The organism is Streptomyces sp. NBC_01267 (genome assembly GCF_036241575.1).
Classification (GTDB): domain Bacteria; phylum Actinomycetota; class Actinomycetes; order Streptomycetales; family Streptomycetaceae; genus Streptomyces.
The window spans coordinates 4667014-4684552 of sequence record NZ_CP108455.1 but is presented as its reverse complement, the minus strand read 5'-3'; the positions used below and the strand labels follow the sequence as shown (position 1 = coordinate 4684552).

The following is a 17539-nucleotide window of genomic DNA, read 5'->3' as shown; positions in this document are numbered from 1 at the left end:
CACCTGCGCAGGTCGTCCGCACCTAGCGGATCCTTCGGCCACCGCACCCTCTTGCGAGAGAGCAGCAACGACCAGCGGTCTTTGGCTTCGTCGGAAGAGTACGCGTACGGGGGCGCACGGAGCAAATCCGGCCCCGAGCAGCCGATTACCCGGCCGGGGGCGGGGTAGAGGCCGATGCCTTCACCAGGTCGGTGAAGTCGACCGTGTCGGCGGCCGGCGGTGCGGCGGCCGACACCTTCGTACCGTAGTCCGCGTAGAAGACCGTCGCGCTGTACTCACCGGTCCTCAGCTGTCCGCGCTCGGTCTTCTTCACCAGCAGGTCGTGCCCGTCCACCCAGATGTCGACCGTCTCGGTGGTGATCCCGGCGGCGGTGAGCTGGGCCTTGAACGCCTTCAGCTCCGCGGGGCCGAGCGCCGAGTCCCGCTCCGTCAGCGCGGCGACGTCGACGGTGCCCGAGTAGTGCGTGGTGGCGACGCCCCGGATCGTCGCCCGCCCGGCCCGTTTCACCTCGCCCGAGGCCAGCAGCGCCTTCACGCCCTGGTCCGGAGCGGTCTTCTGCATCTGGTCCCGCATCGCCTCGCCGGAGGGCCCCAGCAGCCGGGAGAGGTCCGCGTAGCCGTACCGGATCCAGCGCTTGCCGCCCGTCCGCCCCGCGAAGCCGTCGCCCATGTCGGCGTAGTAGGCGTCGTGCAGATAGCGGGCCCTGATCGTGCTTCCCGCACCGGCCTGGTCCAGGGTGTCCGCCATGGTGCCGCCGGTGTACGTGATGTCCAGGGCGCCGGTGACGCCGTCGCCCCAGGCCACCGTGCCCTTCACCCGGGTGGACATCTCCGCGCCGAGGACGGTCGTCCCTTCGACCCTGGCCGACCCGGCACGGCCGGTACGGCGGTCGACGGCGCGCAGGGCCGCTACGGGGGCCGCCGGGCCGCCCGCGGCCGGTGAACCGCCCGGCGGGGCGGCGGGCGCCCCGCTGCCCCTACCGCTGCCCTGGCCGCAGGCTGCCAGGGCAGCGGCCAGCGCCACCGCGATCAGCGCTGCTCTCCCCCGGTGCCGCATCGCACTGCCGCCCATGAAGTGCCCACCCCTCAGGTGCCGTTGGTCGCACGGGCCATTCTGTCGGGGTTCCCCCACGACTTCTCCCGAAGCGCGAAAAAGCCGGGCCCCGCACCTCCGGAGAGGTGTGGGGCCCGGCGTCACAGCGCGCGTGGACCGCGACTGCCTGCCGATCCCGAGGATCAGACGGCGGCCGGGTCCTCCTCGACGAGGAGGTTGCGGGTGCGGTTGGAGTCCAGCGGGATGCCGGGGCCCATCGTGGTGGCCAGCGTGGCCTTCTTGATGTAGCGGCCCTTGGCGGCCGACGGCTTCAGACGAAGGATCTCGTCCAGCGCGGCGGCGTAGTTCTCGACCAGCTTCGTCTCGTCGAAGGAAACCTTGCCGATGATGAAGTGCAGGTTCGAGTGCTTGTCGACGCGGAACTCGATCTTGCCGCCCTTGATGTCCGTGACAGCCTTCGTCACGTCCGGGGTGACCGTTCCGGTCTTCGGGTTCGGCATGAGCCCACGCGGACCGAGCACGCGGCCGAGGCGGCCGACCTTGCCCATGAGGTCCGGGGTGGCGACGACGGCGTCGAAGTCCAGACGGCCCTTCGCAACCTCGTCGATGAGCTCGTCGGCGCCGACGATGTCGGCTCCGGCGGCTTCCGCGGCCGCAGCACGGTCACCGGTCGCGAAGACCAGGACCCGGGCGGTCTTGCCGGTGCCGTGCGGCAGGTTCACGGTGCCGCGGACCATCTGGTCGGCCTTGCGCGGGTCGACGCCCAGACGCATGGCGACCTCGACGGTGCCGTCGAACTTGGTCGCGGAGGTGTCCTTGGCGAGGCGGACGGCTTCGAGCGGGGCGTACAGCTTGTCCGCGTCGATCTTGGCGTCCGCAGCGCGGAGAGTCTTGCTGCGCTTCACTTCTGCTCCTAGAGGGGAGTGGGAGTCGTGGTGCGGGCCGGCGCTGGCCCTACCACTGTGGTGCGGAGGGGGGCTTGATCAGCCCTCGACCGTGATGCCCATGGAACGGGCGGTGCCAGCGATGATCTTCGACGCGGCGTCGAGGTCGTTGGCGTTCAGGTCGGGCATCTTCGTCGTGGCGATCTCGCGGACCTGGGCGCCGGTGAGCTTGGCGACCTTCGTCTTGTGCGGCTCGCCGGAGCCCTTCTCCACGCCTGCGGCCTTGAGGATCAGCTTCGCGGCGGGCGGAGTCTTGGTGATGAAGGTGAAGGAACGGTCTTCGTAGACCGTGATCTCCACCGGCACGACCATGCCACGCTGCGACTCGGTCGCGGCGTTGTAGGCCTTGCAGAACTCCATGATGTTGACGCCGTGCTGACCCAGTGCGGGGCCGACCGGCGGAGCCGGGTTGGCCGCACCGGCCTTGATCTGGAGCTTGATAAGCCCCGTGACCTTCTTCTTCTTGGGAGGCATTGCTCTCTCCGGGTCCTAGTGAGAGTGTTTCGCCTTTGTCCGGTCATCCGGATGGAGGCATACCGCGCAACGATAACGGGTATAGCTGCGCGACCAAAAACCAAGCAGGTCAGACCCGCTGCGAGAGCCGGTCTGACCTGTTTGGAAGGCGTGTGTCCAGAAGCTCGGGAAAGCTCCGTCAGTTCTTCTGGATCTGGTCGAAGCTGAGCTCGACCGGAGTCTCGCGGCCGAAGATCTCGACGAGACCCTTGACCTTCTTCGAGTCGGCGTTGATCTCGTTGATCGTCGCCTGCAGCGTCGCGAACGGGCCGTCGGTGACGGTGACCGAGTCGCCGACCTCGAAGTCCAGCACCTGGACCTCGACCTTGCGGGCCGGAACCGGCTTGCCCTCGGCCTCGGCGGCCTCACGGGCGGCCTTCTCCTCGGCCTCCGGGGCGAGCATCTTGACGATCTCGTCCAGGGTCAGCGGGTACGGGTCGTAGGCGTTGCCGACGAAGCCGGTGACGCCGGGGGTGTTACGCACCACGCCCCAGGACTCGTTGGTGAGGTCCATGCGGACCAGGACGTAGCCGGGAAGCTTGTTCTGGCGGACGTTCTTACGCTCGCCGTTCTTGATCTGGACGATCTCTTCCTCGGGCACTTCGGCCTGGTAGATGAACTCCTCGACGTTCAGCGAGACGGCGCGCTGTTCCAGGTTGGCCTTCACACGCTTCTCGTAACCGGCGTACGTGTGGATGACGTACCACTCGCCGGGCAGACCGCGGAGCTCCTGGCGCAGGGCCTCGACCGGGTCGACCGCGGGGACGTCGGCGACCTCTTCGGCCCCGTCCTCCGCGTCCTCGGACTCTTCGTCCTCGACGGCGGTCTCGTCCTCGGCGTGCACAGCGGCCTCTTCAGCGGGCTCACCGGCGGCGGCGTCGGCAGCTTCTGCCTGGTCCGGGTCCTCAGCGTCTGCCGCCTCGACGATGTCGAGCTCGTCCTCTGCGGACTCGAAGCTTTCGCCCGGCTCGACGGCCTCGTTCAGGTTCGGGTCAGACACGGTGGCTGCTTCTTCCTGGATACAAATCGGGTGGAACGTGCGAAAGGGGCGCCGCTCCCGGCGCCCTTCGCGGCTCAGCCAAAGACGTATTTGGCGGCTTGGTTGAAGCCATAGTCAATCACGGTCACGATGCCGATCATGATGACGACGAACACGATCACCACGGTGGTGTAGGTCGAGAGCTGGCTCCGGGTCGGCCAGACAACCTTGCGCAGTTCCGCGACGATCTGGCGGTAGAAAAGCGCGAGACGGCCGAAGGGGCCCTTCTTGCCGCGCTTTCCGCCCTTGCGCGCCTTCTTCGACTCCGGCGCTTCGTCATCCTGCGCATCAGGCACGTCGATGGAGCCGACGGCGTCCGTCACGATCTCTCACCTGATTCCGGGTCGTGGCCGTGCCGCGCCCGGTGGAGCCGCACGGCGGTGCATTGAAGTACGTACATGCGCACACAACCCTGGCGAAGGTGTGTGTAGCAGGGCCGGAGGGACTTGAACCCCCAACCGCTGGTTTTGGAGACCAGTGCTCTACCAATTGAGCTACGACCCTTTGTGGTTCCCCCAACCTACCGCATCCGACCGAGTGCACCGAGTGCGTTCAGCAGGACGGTTGGTGAGGGCCAACGACCAGTGAGTGTACGTGTTCAGGGGCCTGACGTCGAACAGCTTGCCCGGGGCCACTCCCCGACCCCCGGTGTGCGTCCGGTTTCGTCACGGTGTCCACCTGTCGAAAGCCCGGGTGTCCGCCCATCGAAACCTGTGTGCCGAGTGCGTTTGCGGTCTGGGACCATGGGGCTCATGAGCGCTGCAACTCCTCCGACCGAGCGCAGGGTCTCCGCCCGCATCGGTGCTATCTCCGAGTCCGCCACCCTGGCTGTCGATGCCAAGGCGAAGGCCCTGAAGGCCGCCGGCCGACCGGTGATCGGCTTCGGTGCCGGTGAGCCCGACTTCCCCACGCCCGGCTACATCGTCGAGGCCGCTGTCGAGGCCTGCCGCAACCCCAAGTACCACCGCTACACCCCGGCCGGCGGGCTCCCCGAGCTCAAGGCCGCCATCGCCGCGAAGACGCTGCGCGACTCCGGTTACGAGGTCGAGGCCTCCCAGGTGCTCGTCACCAACGGCGGCAAGCAGGCCATCTACGAGGCGTTCGCCGCGATCCTCGACCCGGGCGACGAGGTCATCGTCCCGGCTCCGTACTGGACCACCTACCCGGAGTCGATCCGGCTCGCGGGCGGCGTCCCCGTCGAGGTCGTGGCCGACGAGACCACCGGCTACCGGGTCTCCGTCGAGCAGCTCGAAGCCGCCCGTACGGAGAAGACCAAGGTCGTCCTCTTCGTCTCCCCCTCGAACCCGACCGGCGCCGTCTACAGCGCCGCCGACACCGAGGCCATCGGGCGCTGGGCCGTCGAGCACGGGCTGTGGGTGCTGACCGACGAGATCTACGAGCACCTGGTGTACGGCGACGCGAAGTTCACCTCGCTGCCCGCCGTCGTGCCCGAGCTGCGTGACAAGTGCATCGTGGTCAACGGCGTCGCCAAGACGTACGCCATGACCGGCTGGCGCGTGGGGTGGATCGTCGGCCCGAAGGACATCGTGAAGGCCGCGACCAACCTCCAGTCGCACGCCACCTCCAACGTCTCCAACGTCTCCCAGGCCGCCGCGCTCGCCGCCGTCTCCGGGAACCTGGACGCGGTCGACGAGATGCGTACCGCCTTCGACCGGCGCCGCAAGGCCATCGTGCGGATGCTGAACGAGATCGACGGCGTGCTCTGCCCGGAGCCGGAGGGCGCGTTCTACGCGTACCCCTCGGTGAAGGCGCTCCTCGGCAAGCAGATCCGCGGCAAGCGCCCGCAGACCTCGGTCGAGCTGGCCGCGCTGATCCTGGACGAGGCCGAGGTGGCCGTGGTGCCCGGCGAGGCGTTCGGTACGCCCGGTTACCTGCGGTTCTCCTACGCGCTGGGCGACGAGGACCTGGCCGAGGGCATCGGCCGGGTGCAGAAGCTGCTGGCCGAGGCCACGGACTGACGCGTCGGAGACAACGCGGGAACGGGCCCAGGCAGTCGCCGGGGCCCGTTTCTCTGTTCGGCCACCCACTCGTCGGTGGAATGCGGGTACCGGCGTGGTGGGTCCGTACGGCAGGATCCTGGGATGGAGCACGTACGTGACATCAGGCTGCTGCCGAAGGCCCATCTGCATCTGCACTTCACCGGGTCGATGCGGCCCACGACCCTGCTGGAACTGGCCGACAGATACGGCGTGCACCTGCCCGAGGCGCTGACCGGCGGCGAGCCTCCGAAGCTGCGGGCCACCGACGAGCGCGGCTGGTTCCGTTTCCAGCGGCTCTACGACATCGCCCGGTCCTGCCTGCGCGCGCCGGAGGACATCCAGCGGCTGGTGCGCGAGGCCGCCGAGGAGGACGTACGGGACGGTGCGGGCTGGCTGGAGATCCAGGTCGACCCCACCTCGTACGCACCGCTGCTCGGCGGGCTGATCCCTGCGCTGGAGATCATCCTGGACGCGGTGGACGCCGCGTCGCGGGAGACCGGGCTCGGGATACGGGTCGTGGTGGCCGCGAACCGGATGAAGCACCCCCTGGACGCCCGGACGCTCGCCCGCCTCGCGGTGCGGTACGCGGACCGGGGCGTGGTCGGGTTCGGGCTCTCCAACGACGAACGCCGGGGCATGGCCCGCGACTTCGACCGGGCCTTCGCCATCGCCCGGGAGGGCGGCCTGCTGGCCGCGCCGCACGGCGGGGAGCTCAGCGGCCCCGCGTCGGTCCGCGACTGCCTGGACGATCTGCACGCCTCGCGGATCGGGCACGGGGTGCGGGCCGCCGAGGACCCCGCCCTGCTGAAGCGGCTGGCCGACCGCGGGGTGACCTGCGAGGTGTGCCCGGCGTCGAACGTGGCGCTCGGTGTCTACGAGAAGCACGAGGACGTACCCCTGCGACGGTTGTTCGACGCCGGGGTGCCGATGGCGCTCGGCGCGGACGACCCGCTGCTGTTCGGGTCGCGACTGGCGGCCCAGTACGAGCTGGCACGCGCCCAGGGGTTCAGCGACGCCGAACTGGCCGAGCTGGCACGGCAGTCGGTGCGCGGCTCGGCGGCGCCGGCGGACGTCCGTACGAAGATGCTGGCCGGCGTGGACGACTGGCTCACGGGTCGACCATGAGCGGGCGAGCGGAGGAGACCGCGCAGGCGGTCGGCCCCGGCGGCACTTACCCACCCCAGGAGGGTGCGCGATGAAACTCACCGTGTTCGGCGCGACCGGCGGCATCGGCGGGCAGATCGTCCGGCAGGCGCTGGAGTCCGGCCATCAGGTGACGGCCGTGGTGCGCGATCCGGCGCGGCTGACCGCGACGGGAGCGGGACTCGACGTGTTCCGCTCGGACCTGCGGGACGCGGAGTCGCTGCGCGCCGCGGTGGCGGGCCGGGACGCGGTGCTCTCCGGGCTCGGGGCACGGGCCCGCAAGGACGCGGGCGTCGCCGCGGTCCTCACCCGCCCGGTGCTGGCGGCGATGGAGGCGGAGGGCGTACGGCGGCTGCTGGTGGTGAGCGCGGCTCCGCTGGCGCCGGTCACCGCGGGGCAGTCGCTGGTCGACCGCGCGGCGCTGGGCCTGATCGGCGCGATCCTGAAGGACGTGTACGCCGATCTGCGGGTCATGGAGGACGAGATCGCACGGAGCGCCACGGACTGGACGGCCGTCCGGCCGCCGAAGCTGACGAACAAGCCGCTGACCGGCACGTACCGGACCGTCATCGGTGGCAATCCGCGCGGCGGCAGGTCCATCGCGCGCGCCGACGTGGCGCACGCGATGCTGGCGATGATCGACGACCCGGCGACGGTGCGGCAAGGGGTCGGGGTCGCGTACTAGGGCCTTTTGCTGCCGGGGCCCGGGATGCGTACGCGGGTCCCCGACCGCCTCGTCAGAGGCTGACGCCCACCGTCACCGGCTCGTTGACCAGCGTCACGCCGAACGCCTCGTGCACGCCCGCGACGACCTCGCGGGCGAGTGCGAGCAGGTCGTCGGTGGTGGCGGCGCCGCGGTTGGTCAGGGCCAGCGTGTGCTTGGTGGAGATACGGGCCGGGCCGGTGCCGTACCCCTTGGTGAAGCCCGCCTTGTCGATGAGCCAGGCCGCGGAGGTCTTGGTGTACCCCTCTCCCGCGGGGAACGCGGGCGGTCCGGCGTCCGGGCCGAGGCGGTCGTGCACCCGGGTGCGGAAGGCGGCGAACGCCTCGTCGTCCAGGATCGGGTTGGTGAAGAACGAACCGGCCGACCAGGTGTCGTGGTCCCCGGCGTCCAGCACCATGCCCTTGCCCGCCCGCAGCCGCAGCACGGTCTCGCGGGCGACCGCGGCCGGCACCCGGTCACCGGCCTCGACGCCGAGCGCGCGCGCCGTCTCCGGGTAGGCGATCGGGGCCGAGAGGCCGCCCGCGTCTTCGAGCTGGAAGCGGACACGCAGCACCAGAAAGCGGTCAGGCTCGGACTTGAAACGACTGTTCCGGTACGAGAACCGGCACTCGGCGCGGGGAATCGTGACGGTCTCCCCCGTGCTCCGGTCGTAGGCGACGACCTCGGTGATGGTCGAGGAGACCTCCTGGCCGTACGCCCCGACGTTCTGGATCGGCGTCGCACCCGCGGAACCAGGGATTCCGGCCAGGCACTCGATCCCCGCGAGCCCGGCTTCGACGGTACGGGCCACCGCGTCGCTCCAGACCTCGCCGGCCGCGAGCTCCAGCGTCGTGCCGGAGAGCGTGCAGCCCCGGGTCGCGATCCGCAGGGCGGTGCCCGCGAACCCCTTGTCTCCGATGACCAGGTTGGACCCGCCGCCGATGACCAGCAGCGGGGTGCCGCTCGCATCGGCCTCGCGGGCGGCTTCGATCACTTCGGCGTCGGTCTCGGCGGTGATCAGCCGGGTCGCGGGGCCGCCGAGGCGGAAGGTGGTCAGGGGGGCGAGTGGGGCTTCGAAGAGTTCCTGCACGGGGCCAAGCGTACGAGAACGGCCCCGCCGTTCGGGCGGGGCCGTTCCACGCGTTCCCCGACGGACCGCCGGGCGGCAGTCAGGCGGAGACGAGCGCCCGCTCCTCGTCGGCGGCCTCCTCCGCCGGGCCCGGGACGCCACGGCCCGGGATCAGCAGGGCGGCGGCGAGCGCCGCGACGGCGACCACCGCGGCGCCGATCCACAGGGCGGGGACGGTGCCGTCCGTGAAGGCCGTCGGCGTCTCGTACCCGCCCTGAGCCGCGAAGACCGCGCCGAGGACCGCGATGCCCAGCGATCCGCCGACTTCCCGCACGGCGTTGTTCGTACCGGAGGCGACACCCTGTTCGGAGGGCCGCACGCTGGACATGACCACACTGGACGCGGGGGCGAAGAACAGCGCCATCCCGGTTCCGCCGAGGATCAGGGCCGGAAGCATCGCCGGGTACGAGACGTCCGTACCGATGGTCATCGCGAAGAGCGCCAGGCCGACGGCCTGGAGGGCGAGGCCCACCGCGACCACCGGGCGGCTGCCGATCCGGTCCGAGAGGATGCCCGCGAACGGCGCGATGACCAGCGGCATTCCGGTCCAGGGCAGCATCCGCAGCCCCGCCTCGGTGGGCGAGTAACCGACGACCCCCTGGAAGAACTGGCTGAGCAGGAAGATCGAACCGAACATCCCCAGGAACATGAGCATGCTGGCCAGATTGATCCCGGCGAAGCCGCGGTTACGGAAGAGCCGCATGGGGAGCATGGGGCGGGGATGGGTGAACCCGTGGCGGACGAACCCGGCCAGGAGCACGGCACCGGCGATGAGACTGGTCAGGATCGGAGCGCTGGCCCAGCCGTCCGACTGCCCGTTGACCAGGCCGTAGACGATCCCGAAGAGCCCGCCGCTGACGAGGAGCGTGCCAGGGACGTCGAGGCGGGCGTCCGGGGCGTACGACTCGGTGAGGCGCAGCCGGGCGAACGGCAGCAGCACCAGGCCGATCGGCACGTTGAGCCAGAAGATCCACTGCCAGGACAGGTGCTCGGTGAGGCTGCCGCCGATGAGCGGACCGCTGGCGACCGCGAGTCCGGTGACGGCGCTGAAGATCCCGAGGGCCGCACCACGGCGGGCGGCGGGCACGGCCGCGGTGAGCAGGGTCAGGGTGAGCGGCATCATGATCGCGGCGCCGACGCCCTGCACCGCGCGGGCGGCGATCAGCGGCGCGATGCCCGGGGCGAGGGCCGCCGCGGCGGAGGCGCCGGTGAATATCGTGAGGCCCACGAGGAAGAGCTTCCGGCGCCCGAACCGGTCACCGAGGGCGGCACCGAACATGAGCAGGACGGCGAAGGTGAGGGTGTACGCGCTCACCGTCCACTGGAGGTCCTCCAGCGCGCCGCCGAGGTCCTTGCGGATGGAAGGCAGGGCCGTGGTGACGACGAGGTTGTCGAGAGCCGCCATGAATCCGGCGGCGCTGGTGATGACCAGGGCCCAGGTGGCACCTGCGCGCCGGGCTGCTTGTTCGTTCACTTGCTCCCCCTGAAGCTTCGGACGTTCGTTCACTTGCTCCCCCTGAAGCTCGGACCGGTCGGTCTTAGTAATTGATCACTAACTTGTCCGGGCATGCGCATGGCCCGCCCGATGGTGCGCGTTCAGCACGTCGGCGCCGGCACCCGCGGCGCTTATTTCTTGGGCTGGGCCGAGTCGTAGAAGCCGGTCCAGACCCGGTGGTCCGCGGAGAACCCCAGCGAGACAAGGGTGTTGATGAGCATGCCGTACGCCAGGAACTGGGTGGTCTCGCCCGTGTCCACGCCGAGTGCCAGCTGGATCGCGTCGTACAGCCCCATCCAGCCGGCCCGCAGCACCCGGCCGAACTCGTGGTCGCCGGACGCCTCGGCGGAGGCCACCGCGACGTACATCTGCATCTGCATCAGCAGCTTGTCCGGGTCGTCCGCGATGAGCGCCTGGTACGCCTGCCCCATGGCGTGCAGGGCCTCATCGCCCTGCAACCCCTCGGCCGCCTTCACGAAGACGGCCGTGGTGTCCTCGATGCAACGGCCGGACGCCGCGAGGAAGATGGCTTCTTTGTTCGGGAAGAGCCGGAAGAGATACGGCTGCGAGACACCCACCCGCTTGGCGATCGCCTCGGTTGCGGTGCCGTGATAGCCGCCGCGGGCGAATTCGATCATCGCCGCGCGGATGACGCTCTCACGTCGCTCCTCTGCGCTCATCCTGACCATACGAGAAAGTTAGTGACTGATAACTATCCGTGTCAAGAGGTGCCACGGTCCGGGCCGGATACGGGGGCGGGCGCGGCGGCGGGTGGGGGGACGCGTGAGGGGCGCCCGCACTCGGCGGACGCCCCTCACCACTCGCACGCAGTTACGCAGGTGCGCACTCAGGCGAGGCGGACCACCGCGCGGGACATGCCCAGGACCTTCTTGTCGTCGCTCATCGCCGTGAGGTCCACCCGTACCGTCCTGTCCTCGGGTTCCCCCACGACGGCCCCGACCTTGGCGCTGACCTCGATCAGCGCGCCCTTGTCGTCGTTCGGGACGACGACCGGCTTGGTGAAGCGGACGCCGTACTCCACGACCGCACCGGGGTCGCCCAGCCAGTCCGTGACCACCCGGATCGCCTCGGCCATGGTGAACATCCCGTGCGCGATGACGTCGGGCAGCCCGACCTCCACCGCGAACTTCTCGTTCCAGTGGATCGGGTTGAAGTCGCCGGACGCGCCCGCGTACTGCACCAGCGTCGCGCGCGTCACCGGAAAGGACTGAGGGGGCAGCTCGGTGCCGACCTCGACACTGTCGTACGAAATCTTCGCCGTCACCGTCACGCCTCCTCGGCCGCTCGCGACACCAGCTTCGTCCACGCGGTCACGACATGTTCGCCGGACTCGTCGTGGACCTCACCGCGGATGTCGATGATGTCGTTCCCCGCCAGGGACTTGATCGCCTCGATGGTCGAAGTGACCGTCAGCCGGTCTCCCGCCCGCACCGGGCGCCGGTAGGCGAACTTCTGGTCGCCGTGCACCACCCGCGAGTAGTCCAGGCCCAGCTGGGGGTCCTGGATGACGGCGCCCGCCGCTTTGAATGTGATGGAGAAGACAAAGGTCGGCGGCGCTATTACGTCGGAGTGACCCAGCGCTTTCGCCGCTTCCGGATCGGTGTACGCGGGATTGGCGTCACCCACCGCATCGGCGAACTCGCGGATCTTCTCCCGGCCGACCTCGTACGGCGCGGAGGGCGGATACGTCCGCCCCACGAAGGACTGGTCGAGCGCCATGGCTCACTACCTCCTGCTTGGTTGCCGGGAAAACCGGAAATGCCGAGAGTGAGAATAACCGTGAGTCACTGCAGAAACGACGCGAGGCCGCCCCCGGTGAAGGGGACGGCCTCGGGCCTGTGCCTGTGGAGTGAAACGCCTGGGTCAGCGCGTTTCGCGGTGCGCGGTGTGCGAGTTGCAGCGCGGGCAGTGCTTCTTCATCTCAAGACGGTCCGGGTCGTTACGCCGGTTCTTCTTGGTGATGTAGTTCCGCTCCTTGCACTCCACGCAGGCCAGCGTGATCTTCGGGCGGACGTCGGTGGCAGCCACGTGAGTGCTCCTTGGACGGATGGACGGATGAACGCATAAAAGAGTAGCCGATCGAAGGACCGACCCCACAATCGGCTACCGTGTGTAGCGGTGACCGGACTTGAACCGGTGACACAGCGATTATGAGCCGCTTGCTCTACCGACTGAGCTACACCGCTTTGATACGGAATCCCTCACCCGAAGGTGAGGGCTACCGCACCAGAGCCCCAATACGGAATCGAACCGTAGACCTTCTCCTTACCATGGAGACGCTCTACCGACTGAGCTATTGGGGCGAGCGATGAAGACATTACACGGTCCTTCGCCGACGCCCAAATCCTTATGGGAGCCCCTCCCGGCAGCCCCCGCGCCGGTTCCGCACACCTCCCCCGCAGGCCACAAGAAGCACCACCGGTACGACTATTGCGCCCCTCCTCGAAGCCCGGCCGACAGGCGCCTAGGCTCGCTTCACGCTGTGTGACATCACCCGTCACGCCCGGCCCCGTACCCAGGAGCGCGATGCCCGACCGCCAGCCGCGGCCTCCCGAAGGAGTCACCGCAGACGCCACCGGGCTCCTGCTCCGTGGCGCCCGTCTGACCGACGGGCGCACCGTGGACGTACGCCTCAGCGACGGGCGCATCGAAGCCGTCGGCACCGCGGGCAGCCTCGGCGGCCGGGGCTCCCGCGTCGACCTCAGCGGATTCCTGCTGCTCCCGGCCCCGGCCGAGCCGCACGCGCACAGCGACACCGCGCTCACCGCCGAGGCCCGCCCGCTGGGCGGCGGACCCGCCGCCGGTGGAGCGGACCCGCCCGGCGGGCCCGCCAACCGCACAATTCCCACCAATCCAGCACACCTCGCCGGGCCCGTCGCCGACGGCGTCCCGGACATCCAGCGCCGTGCCACCGAGGCCGCCCTGCTGCAGCTCGGGCACGGCGCCACCGCCCTGCGTTCACACGTCCGCATCGGCGACGTCCAGGGGCTCGGCGCCATGGAAGCCGTACTCCAGGCCCGGCGGTCCCTGCACGGGCTCGCCGACCTCACGGCCGTGGCCGTGCCCCGGCTGCTCACCGGCCTCGCGGGCGCCGACGGGCTCGCGATGCTGCGGGACGCCGTGAAGATGGGCGCCGCGGTCGTCGGCGGCTGCCCCGACCTCGATCCCGACCCGACCGGATACGTCCAGGCCGTCCTCGAAGTCGCCGCCGAGCAGGGCTGCGCCGTCGATCTGCACACGGACGGTGACGACCCCGCGCGGCTGGCCAGGCTCGCGGCCATGTCCGGCGGGCTGCGTCCGGGCGTCGCGATCGGGCCCTGCGGCGGGCTGTCCCGGCTGCCGCACGACACGGCCGCCCGCGCCGCCGGCCAACTGGCCGCCGCCGGGGTGACCGTGATCTGCCAGCCGCAGGGCGGCTGCGGCGGCGTGGAGCGGCGCGGTGTGGCCCCCGTACGGCTGCTCCGCGCGGCCGGGGTGCGCGTCGCCGCGGGCAGCGGGGCGCTGCGCGACCTGACCAACCCGGTGGGCCGCGGGGACCCGCTGGAGGCCGCCTACCTGCTCGCGTCGCAGAGCGGGCTGCGGGCTGCGGAGGCGTACGAGGCGGTCAGTTCGGCGGCGCGGGGAGCGATGGGGCTGCCCGAGGTGCGGCTGGAGGCGGGCTTCCCGGCCGAGCTCCTCGCGGTGCGCGGGGAACGGCTCTCCTCGGTGCTCTCCCTCGCGTACAGCCGCATCGTCATCCACCGCGGGCGGGTCGTCGCGCGGACCAGTGCGGTGCGGGAGTACTGCGACTCGGCAGCGGCCATCGCGTTCGAACTGCCGCGCCAGGGACGGACGGACGTCGGTCCCTGAACGGGCGTCGTGCCTCGTCAGCGCCGGTTCCGGGGCGGTTCCGGAAGGGTGCGGGCCCCGTCCGCGCGGATCCTGAGCGGGCCGGGCCACTCCGGCGTACCGTCGAAACCATGCGCATTGTCATCGCAGGTGGACATGGTCAGATCGCGCTGCGGCTGGAGCGTCTGCTCGCCGCGCGCGGTGACGAGGTCGCGGGCATCATCCGCGCCGCAGGACAGGCGGACGACCTGAGAGCCGCGGGCGCCGAACCGGTCGTGCTGGACCTGGAGTCGGCGACCGTGGCGCAGGTGGCGCAGGCGTTGGAGGGCGCGGACGCGGTGGTCTTCGCGGCGGGCGCGGGTCCGGGCAGCACCGCCGAGCGCAAGGACACCGTGGACCGGGACGCGGCCGTGAAGTTCGCGGACGCCGCCGAACAGGCCGGGGTACGCCGCTACCTGATCGTCTCGTCCATGGGCGCCGACACCACGCACCAGGGCGACGGCATCTTCGACGCCTATCTGCGCGCGAAGGGCGCGGCGGACGAGGCGGTGCGGTCCAGGACCGGCCTGGACTGGACGGTCCTGCGCCCCGGCGCGCTGACCGACGACGCGGGCACCGGTCACGTACGCCTGGAAGCCAGAACGGGGCGCGGTCCGGTCACCCGTGACGACGTGGCGGCGGTGCTGGCCGAGCTCGTCGAAACCCCGGCGACGGCGGGCCTGACACTGGAGTTGATCGGCGGCTCGGTGCCGGTCGCCGTCGCGGTCAAGGACGTGGCAGGCAACTGATGCAGAACACACCGGTGACCGTGGAGCGGGCGGCGCAGCCGTACGCGGCGGTCCGGGAAGCCGTCACGATGGACACTTTCCCGCTGATCGCCGACCGCCTGGTGGACGTCTTCGGCTGGCTCGCGGAGCGCGGGATCGAGACCGCGGGCGCGCCGTTCTTCCGGTACCTGGTGATCGACATGGAACGCGGGATGGAGGTCGAGGCCGGTGTGCCGATGGCTTCGGATCCGGCCGGCGCGGACGCCGGTGGGGACCCCGACGCGGGTGAGATCTTCACGGACGTACTGCCTGCCGGGACATATCTGACGGTCACTCATATCGGCCACCCGCAGGAGCTCTTGGGGGTGACGGCCGGACTTCTGGAGTGGGCCGCCGCGCGCGGTACGGAGTGGGACATGGAGAAGGCCGACGTGGTCGAGGAGTGGGGCTGCCGTCTGGAGATCTACAAGACGGATCCGCGCGAGGAGCCGGACATGTCCAAGTGGGAAGTGGAGCTGGCCTTCCGGCTGAAGGACCACTGAAGGACCACTGAAGGATCGATGAAGGGCCGCTGAAGGGCCACTGACGGGCTGCCGGGAGGCCACGGAAGGGGCATCGGGAGGCCGTCGGCACAGACCGTCGGGAATCCTCCGTCCAGCTCTTCTAAAGAAGTCTTTAGAAAGCTATCTTTAGACGCATGCCACGCAGCGTCAGTCTCACCGACCCCCGCGCCCTTCGCGCCTACGCCCACCCCACCCGCATGACACTCGTCGGGCTGCTCCGCCGCACCGGGCCGTTCACCGCCACCCGTGCCGCCGAGCTGACCGGTGAATCGGTCGCCAGTTGCTCGTACCACCTGCGGATGCTCGCCAAGTACGGACTGGTGGAGGAGGCGCCCGGCGGACGCGGCCGGGAGAAGCCCTGGCAGGCGACCGCGTCCTTCACGTCCTGGCCCACCTACAGCGAGGACCCGTCCGTCGCGGAGGCGGCCGACGCCCTCAACACCGCAGTGGCCGAGCAGTACTTCGAGCGCATGGTGCGGGCCACCGAGAGGCGGCGCGAGCTGCCTCGGGAGTGGCAGGAGGCGCAGCAGTCCGGCGACACGCTCCTGCACCTCACCGCCGGTGAACTCACCGAGCTCGGGGAACGCATCGACGATCTGCTGAAGCAGTACGAACCCCGCCAGTCGGATCCCTCGCTCCGGCCCGAGGGGGCGCGCGAGGTCAGCCTGATACTCGCCGCGTTCCCCGAGAGCGCGCCCCCGGAAGCCGGGCGCCCCGGTGAGGCCGGGTCCCCGGCCGCCGAGGCCGAACCGGCCGGGCAGGAAGCGCAGGACCGGTGAAGACCCACATACCCGCGCTGCTGCGCGAACGGCAGTTCCGCCGCTACTGGACCGGTCACACCGTCTCCCTCCTCGGCGACGAGATCTCCCTCATCGCCATCCCCCTCGCCGCGGTCCTCGTCCTGCACGCCGACGCCTCCGGGCTGGGCTGGCTGAAGGCCGCCGGTCTCGTCCCCGCGCTGCTCGCGCTGCCCGCGGGCGCCTGGGCGGACCGGTGGCGCCACCGCCGGCGCGTCATGATCGCCTGCGACCTCGGGCGGGCGCTGCTGATCGCCGTACTCCCGGTCGCGTACGCCCTGGACGCCCTCTCGCTCCCGCTGCTGTACGCGGTCGCCTTCGGCGTCGGGATGCTCAGCGTGCTCTTCGACCTGTGCGATGCCACGCTCTTCGTCGCGCTGCTGCCGACCCGCGCGTACATCGAGGGCAATTCGCTGGTCAACGGCAGCCGGGCGCTCTCCCAGATGGCAGGGCCGAGCGCCGGGGGCCTGCTCGTGCAAGTGCTCACCGCGCCGTTCGCGCTGGCCGCCGACGCGCTGTCGTACCTCGCGTCCGCCCTCTGTCTGGCCCGCGTCTCCCCCGCCGAGCCTCCCCCGGCCGCGCCGGAGAAGCAGCAGCTCATGACGGGGCTCCGCTGGATCCGGGACAACCCCGTCATCCGCGCGAGTCTCGGCGCCGCCGGCACGGTCCAGTTCTTCTCCTTCATGGGCAGCACCCTCCTGGTGCTCTACGCGACCGTGGAACTCGGGCTCGGAGCAGGGCTGTTGGGCCTGGTGCTCGGCGCGGGCGCCGTGGGCGCGCTGGCGGGTTCGGTGCTGGCGGGCCGGGTCGTGCGGCGGATCGGCGTCGGGCCCGCGGTGATCGCCGGGTTCCTCGGCTTCACCGTCCCGATGCCGCTGGTGCCGCTCGCCGGTGGCCCGAAGGAGGTGGTGCTGCTGATGCTCTTCCTCGCCGAGTTCGTCGGCGGGGTCGGGGTGATGATCGTGGACATCGCCCTCGGCTCGGTCCAGGCGGCGGTCGTGCCGCACGCGCTGCGTTCCCGGGTGATGGGCGCCTACCGCACGCTCAACCACGGCTTCCGGCCGCTCGGCGCCCTGACCGGCGGAGCGCTGGGCGGCGCGCTCGGGCTGCGGCCGACGCTGTGGATCGCGGCGGTCGGGGCGATGCTGGCGGTGCTGTGGCTCCTGCCCGCGCCGATGCGGCAGTTGCGGGAGCTTCCGGAGCCCGAGCCGGGGCAGCCCGCCGAACCGGTGCCCGCCCCGGCGGCGGAACCCGGCCAGGAGCAGCGCGTCTGAGAACGGCGCGGACCGGCCGGGGAACGGCACAGCACGGCCGGGAACGAGAACAGCCCCTGACCATACGTACTGGTCAGGGGCTGATTCTTGTGGCGGCACGTGGGTTCGAACCACGGTAGGCTGAGCCGGCAGATTTACAGTCTGCTCCCTTTGGCCACTCGGGCATACCGCCAGGGATTGCCGCTACGGCGAACCGCTTTGCGGCGGTGCTCCGTGGCAACGACGTAAACGATACCCGATGTCCCGGGGTGCTTCGCCACCCGATTGAT

The 17539-nt window shown here is 70.5% G+C and carries 19 protein-coding genes and 4 tRNA genes; 8 read left to right on the top strand and 15 right to left on the bottom strand.

Going from position 1 to position 17539, the window contains the following annotated elements:
- Positions 1–145: 145 nt before the first annotated feature.
- From OG709_RS21570 to OG709_RS21545, 6 genes are all read right to left on the bottom strand, one after another.
- Complete coding sequence (locus OG709_RS21570; RefSeq protein ID WP_329167494.1) at positions 146–1072, bottom strand: hypothetical protein; 927 nt, start codon at positions 1070–1072, stop codon at positions 146–148.
- Between the two features lie 164 nt (positions 1073–1236).
- A complete protein-coding gene (gene rplA / locus OG709_RS21565; RefSeq protein WP_250299235.1) occupies positions 1237–1959 on the bottom strand; it encodes a 50S ribosomal protein L1 in 723 nt (240 codons plus the stop codon).
- Positions 1960–2037: 78 nt separating this feature from the next.
- On the bottom strand, positions 2038–2472 hold the full coding sequence (gene rplK, locus OG709_RS21560; protein WP_250299233.1) for a 50S ribosomal protein L11: 435 nt from the start codon (positions 2470–2472) through the stop codon (positions 2038–2040).
- Positions 2473–2650: 178 nt separating this feature from the next.
- Entirely contained in the window at positions 2651–3511 is an 861-nt protein-coding gene (gene nusG / locus OG709_RS21555; RefSeq protein ID WP_266641368.1) for a transcription termination/antitermination protein NusG, read from the bottom strand.
- A gap of 74 nt (positions 3512–3585) precedes the next feature.
- Positions 3586–3873 (bottom strand): preprotein translocase subunit SecE, encoded by a 288-nt coding sequence (secE, locus tag OG709_RS21550; protein WP_250299224.1) that lies wholly within the window; start codon positions 3871–3873, stop codon positions 3586–3588.
- A 108-nt stretch (positions 3874–3981) separates the two neighbouring features.
- A tRNA-Trp gene (locus OG709_RS21545) sits at positions 3982–4054 on the bottom strand.
- Positions 4055–4302: 248 nt separating this feature from the next.
- On the opposite strand from OG709_RS21545, the gene OG709_RS21540 reads away from it, so the two are divergent.
- The 3 genes from OG709_RS21540 to OG709_RS21530 all read left to right on the top strand — a co-directional run bounded on the left by OG709_RS21540 (position 4303) and on the right by OG709_RS21530 (position 7378).
- Positions 4303–5529 carry a pyridoxal phosphate-dependent aminotransferase gene (locus tag OG709_RS21540; RefSeq protein WP_250299223.1) on the top strand — a complete coding sequence of 409 codons (1227 nt, stop codon included), beginning with the start codon at positions 4303–4305 and terminating at the stop codon, positions 5527–5529.
- 123 nt (positions 5530–5652) lie between these two features.
- Positions 5653–6675 carry an adenosine deaminase gene (locus tag OG709_RS21535; protein ID WP_250299222.1) on the top strand — a complete coding sequence of 341 codons (1023 nt, stop codon included), beginning with the start codon at positions 5653–5655 and terminating at the stop codon, positions 6673–6675.
- Between the two features lie 70 nt (positions 6676–6745).
- Positions 6746–7378 (top strand): NAD(P)-dependent oxidoreductase, encoded by a 633-nt coding sequence (locus tag OG709_RS21530; protein ID WP_250299221.1) that lies wholly within the window; start codon positions 6746–6748, stop codon positions 7376–7378.
- Positions 7379–7430: 52 nt separating this feature from the next.
- Here OG709_RS21530 and OG709_RS21525 read toward each other — a convergent pair whose 3' ends face one another.
- From OG709_RS21525 to OG709_RS21490, 8 genes are all read right to left on the bottom strand, one after another.
- Positions 7431–8486 carry a UDP-N-acetylmuramate dehydrogenase gene (locus tag OG709_RS21525; protein ID WP_250299220.1) on the bottom strand — a complete coding sequence of 352 codons (1056 nt, stop codon included), beginning with the start codon at positions 8484–8486 and terminating at the stop codon, positions 7431–7433.
- Between the two features lie 79 nt (positions 8487–8565).
- A complete protein-coding gene (locus tag OG709_RS21520) occupies positions 8566–9999 on the bottom strand; it encodes an MFS transporter (RefSeq protein WP_250299217.1) in 1434 nt (477 codons plus the stop codon).
- Between the two features lie 152 nt (positions 10000–10151).
- A complete protein-coding gene (locus tag OG709_RS21515) occupies positions 10152–10709 on the bottom strand; it encodes a TetR/AcrR family transcriptional regulator (protein WP_250299215.1) in 558 nt (185 codons plus the stop codon).
- A 158-nt stretch (positions 10710–10867) separates the two neighbouring features.
- Positions 10868–11305 carry a MaoC family dehydratase gene (locus tag OG709_RS21510; RefSeq protein WP_250299213.1) on the bottom strand — a complete coding sequence of 146 codons (438 nt, stop codon included), beginning with the start codon at positions 11303–11305 and terminating at the stop codon, positions 10868–10870.
- A 2-nt stretch (positions 11306–11307) separates the two neighbouring features.
- On the bottom strand, positions 11308–11760 hold the full coding sequence (locus OG709_RS21505) for a MaoC family dehydratase N-terminal domain-containing protein (RefSeq protein ID WP_250299212.1): 453 nt from the start codon (positions 11758–11760) through the stop codon (positions 11308–11310).
- A gap of 144 nt (positions 11761–11904) precedes the next feature.
- A complete protein-coding gene (gene rpmG, locus OG709_RS21500) occupies positions 11905–12069 on the bottom strand; it encodes a 50S ribosomal protein L33 (RefSeq protein WP_006604855.1) in 165 nt (54 codons plus the stop codon).
- An 85-nt stretch (positions 12070–12154) separates the two neighbouring features.
- Positions 12155–12227, bottom strand: a tRNA-Met gene (locus OG709_RS21495).
- 44 nt (positions 12228–12271) lie between these two features.
- Positions 12272–12344: transfer RNA gene (locus OG709_RS21490), tRNA-Thr, on the bottom strand.
- A gap of 223 nt (positions 12345–12567) precedes the next feature.
- Between OG709_RS21490 and OG709_RS21485 the strand changes: the two genes are divergently transcribed.
- The 5 genes from OG709_RS21485 (at position 12568) to OG709_RS21465 (ending at position 17270) form a co-directional block, all read left to right on the top strand.
- On the top strand, positions 12568–13890 hold the full coding sequence (locus OG709_RS21485) for an amidohydrolase family protein (RefSeq protein ID WP_250299211.1): 1323 nt from the start codon (positions 12568–12570) through the stop codon (positions 13888–13890).
- 110 nt (positions 13891–14000) lie between these two features.
- Positions 14001–14657, top strand: a complete 657-nt coding sequence (locus OG709_RS21480; protein WP_250299209.1) for an SDR family oxidoreductase — start codon at positions 14001–14003, stop codon at positions 14655–14657.
- Positions 14657–15178: a GyrI-like domain-containing protein gene (locus tag OG709_RS21475; protein ID WP_266641375.1), complete on the top strand. Its 522-nt coding sequence runs from the start codon at positions 14657–14659 to the stop codon at positions 15176–15178. Before OG709_RS21480 ends, OG709_RS21475 begins: the two co-directional genes overlap by 1 nt.
- Positions 15179–15333: 155 nt before the next feature.
- The gene (locus OG709_RS21470; protein WP_250299206.1) at positions 15334–15978 is read left to right on the top strand and encodes a winged helix-turn-helix domain-containing protein; all 645 of its coding nucleotides are present in this window, start codon (positions 15334–15336) and stop codon (positions 15976–15978) included.
- Entirely contained in the window at positions 15975–17270 is a 1296-nt protein-coding gene (locus tag OG709_RS21465; protein WP_266641378.1) for an MFS transporter, read from the top strand. Before OG709_RS21470 ends, OG709_RS21465 begins: the two co-directional genes overlap by 4 nt.
- Positions 17271–17360: 90 nt before the next feature.
- Here the strand turns inward: OG709_RS21465 and OG709_RS21460 are convergent.
- Positions 17361–17442 (bottom strand) — tRNA-Tyr (locus OG709_RS21460).
- Positions 17443–17539: the final 97 nt, after the last annotated feature.

Bases quoted from the DNA above. Each gene is read 5' to 3' on its own strand.
- OG709_RS21570 (WP_329167494.1), bottom strand. From the start codon at position 1,072: ATGGGCGGCAGTGCGATGCGGCACCGGGGGAGAGCAGCGCTGATCGCG.
- rplK (WP_250299233.1), bottom strand. From the start codon at position 2,472: ATGCCTCCCAAGAAGAAGAAGGTCACGGGGCTTATCAAGCTCCAGATC.
- OG709_RS21540 (WP_250299223.1), top strand. From the start codon at position 4,303: ATGAGCGCTGCAACTCCTCCGACCGAGCGCAGGGTCTCCGCCCGCATC.
- OG709_RS21535 (WP_250299222.1), top strand. From the start codon at position 5,653: ATGGAGCACGTACGTGACATCAGGCTGCTGCCGAAGGCCCATCTGCAT.
- OG709_RS21530 (WP_250299221.1), top strand. From the start codon at position 6,746: ATGAAACTCACCGTGTTCGGCGCGACCGGCGGCATCGGCGGGCAGATC.
- OG709_RS21515 (WP_250299215.1), bottom strand. From the start codon at position 10,709: ATGGTCAGGATGAGCGCAGAGGAGCGACGTGAGAGCGTCATCCGCGCG.
- OG709_RS21505 (WP_250299212.1), bottom strand. From the start codon at position 11,760: ATGGCGCTCGACCAGTCCTTCGTGGGGCGGACGTATCCGCCCTCCGCG.
- OG709_RS21485 (WP_250299211.1), top strand. From the start codon at position 12,568: ATGCCCGACCGCCAGCCGCGGCCTCCCGAAGGAGTCACCGCAGACGCC.
- OG709_RS21480 (WP_250299209.1), top strand. From the start codon at position 14,001: ATGCGCATTGTCATCGCAGGTGGACATGGTCAGATCGCGCTGCGGCTG.
- OG709_RS21475 (WP_266641375.1), top strand. From the start codon at position 14,657: ATGCAGAACACACCGGTGACCGTGGAGCGGGCGGCGCAGCCGTACGCG.
- OG709_RS21470 (WP_250299206.1), top strand. From the start codon at position 15,334: ATGCCACGCAGCGTCAGTCTCACCGACCCCCGCGCCCTTCGCGCCTAC.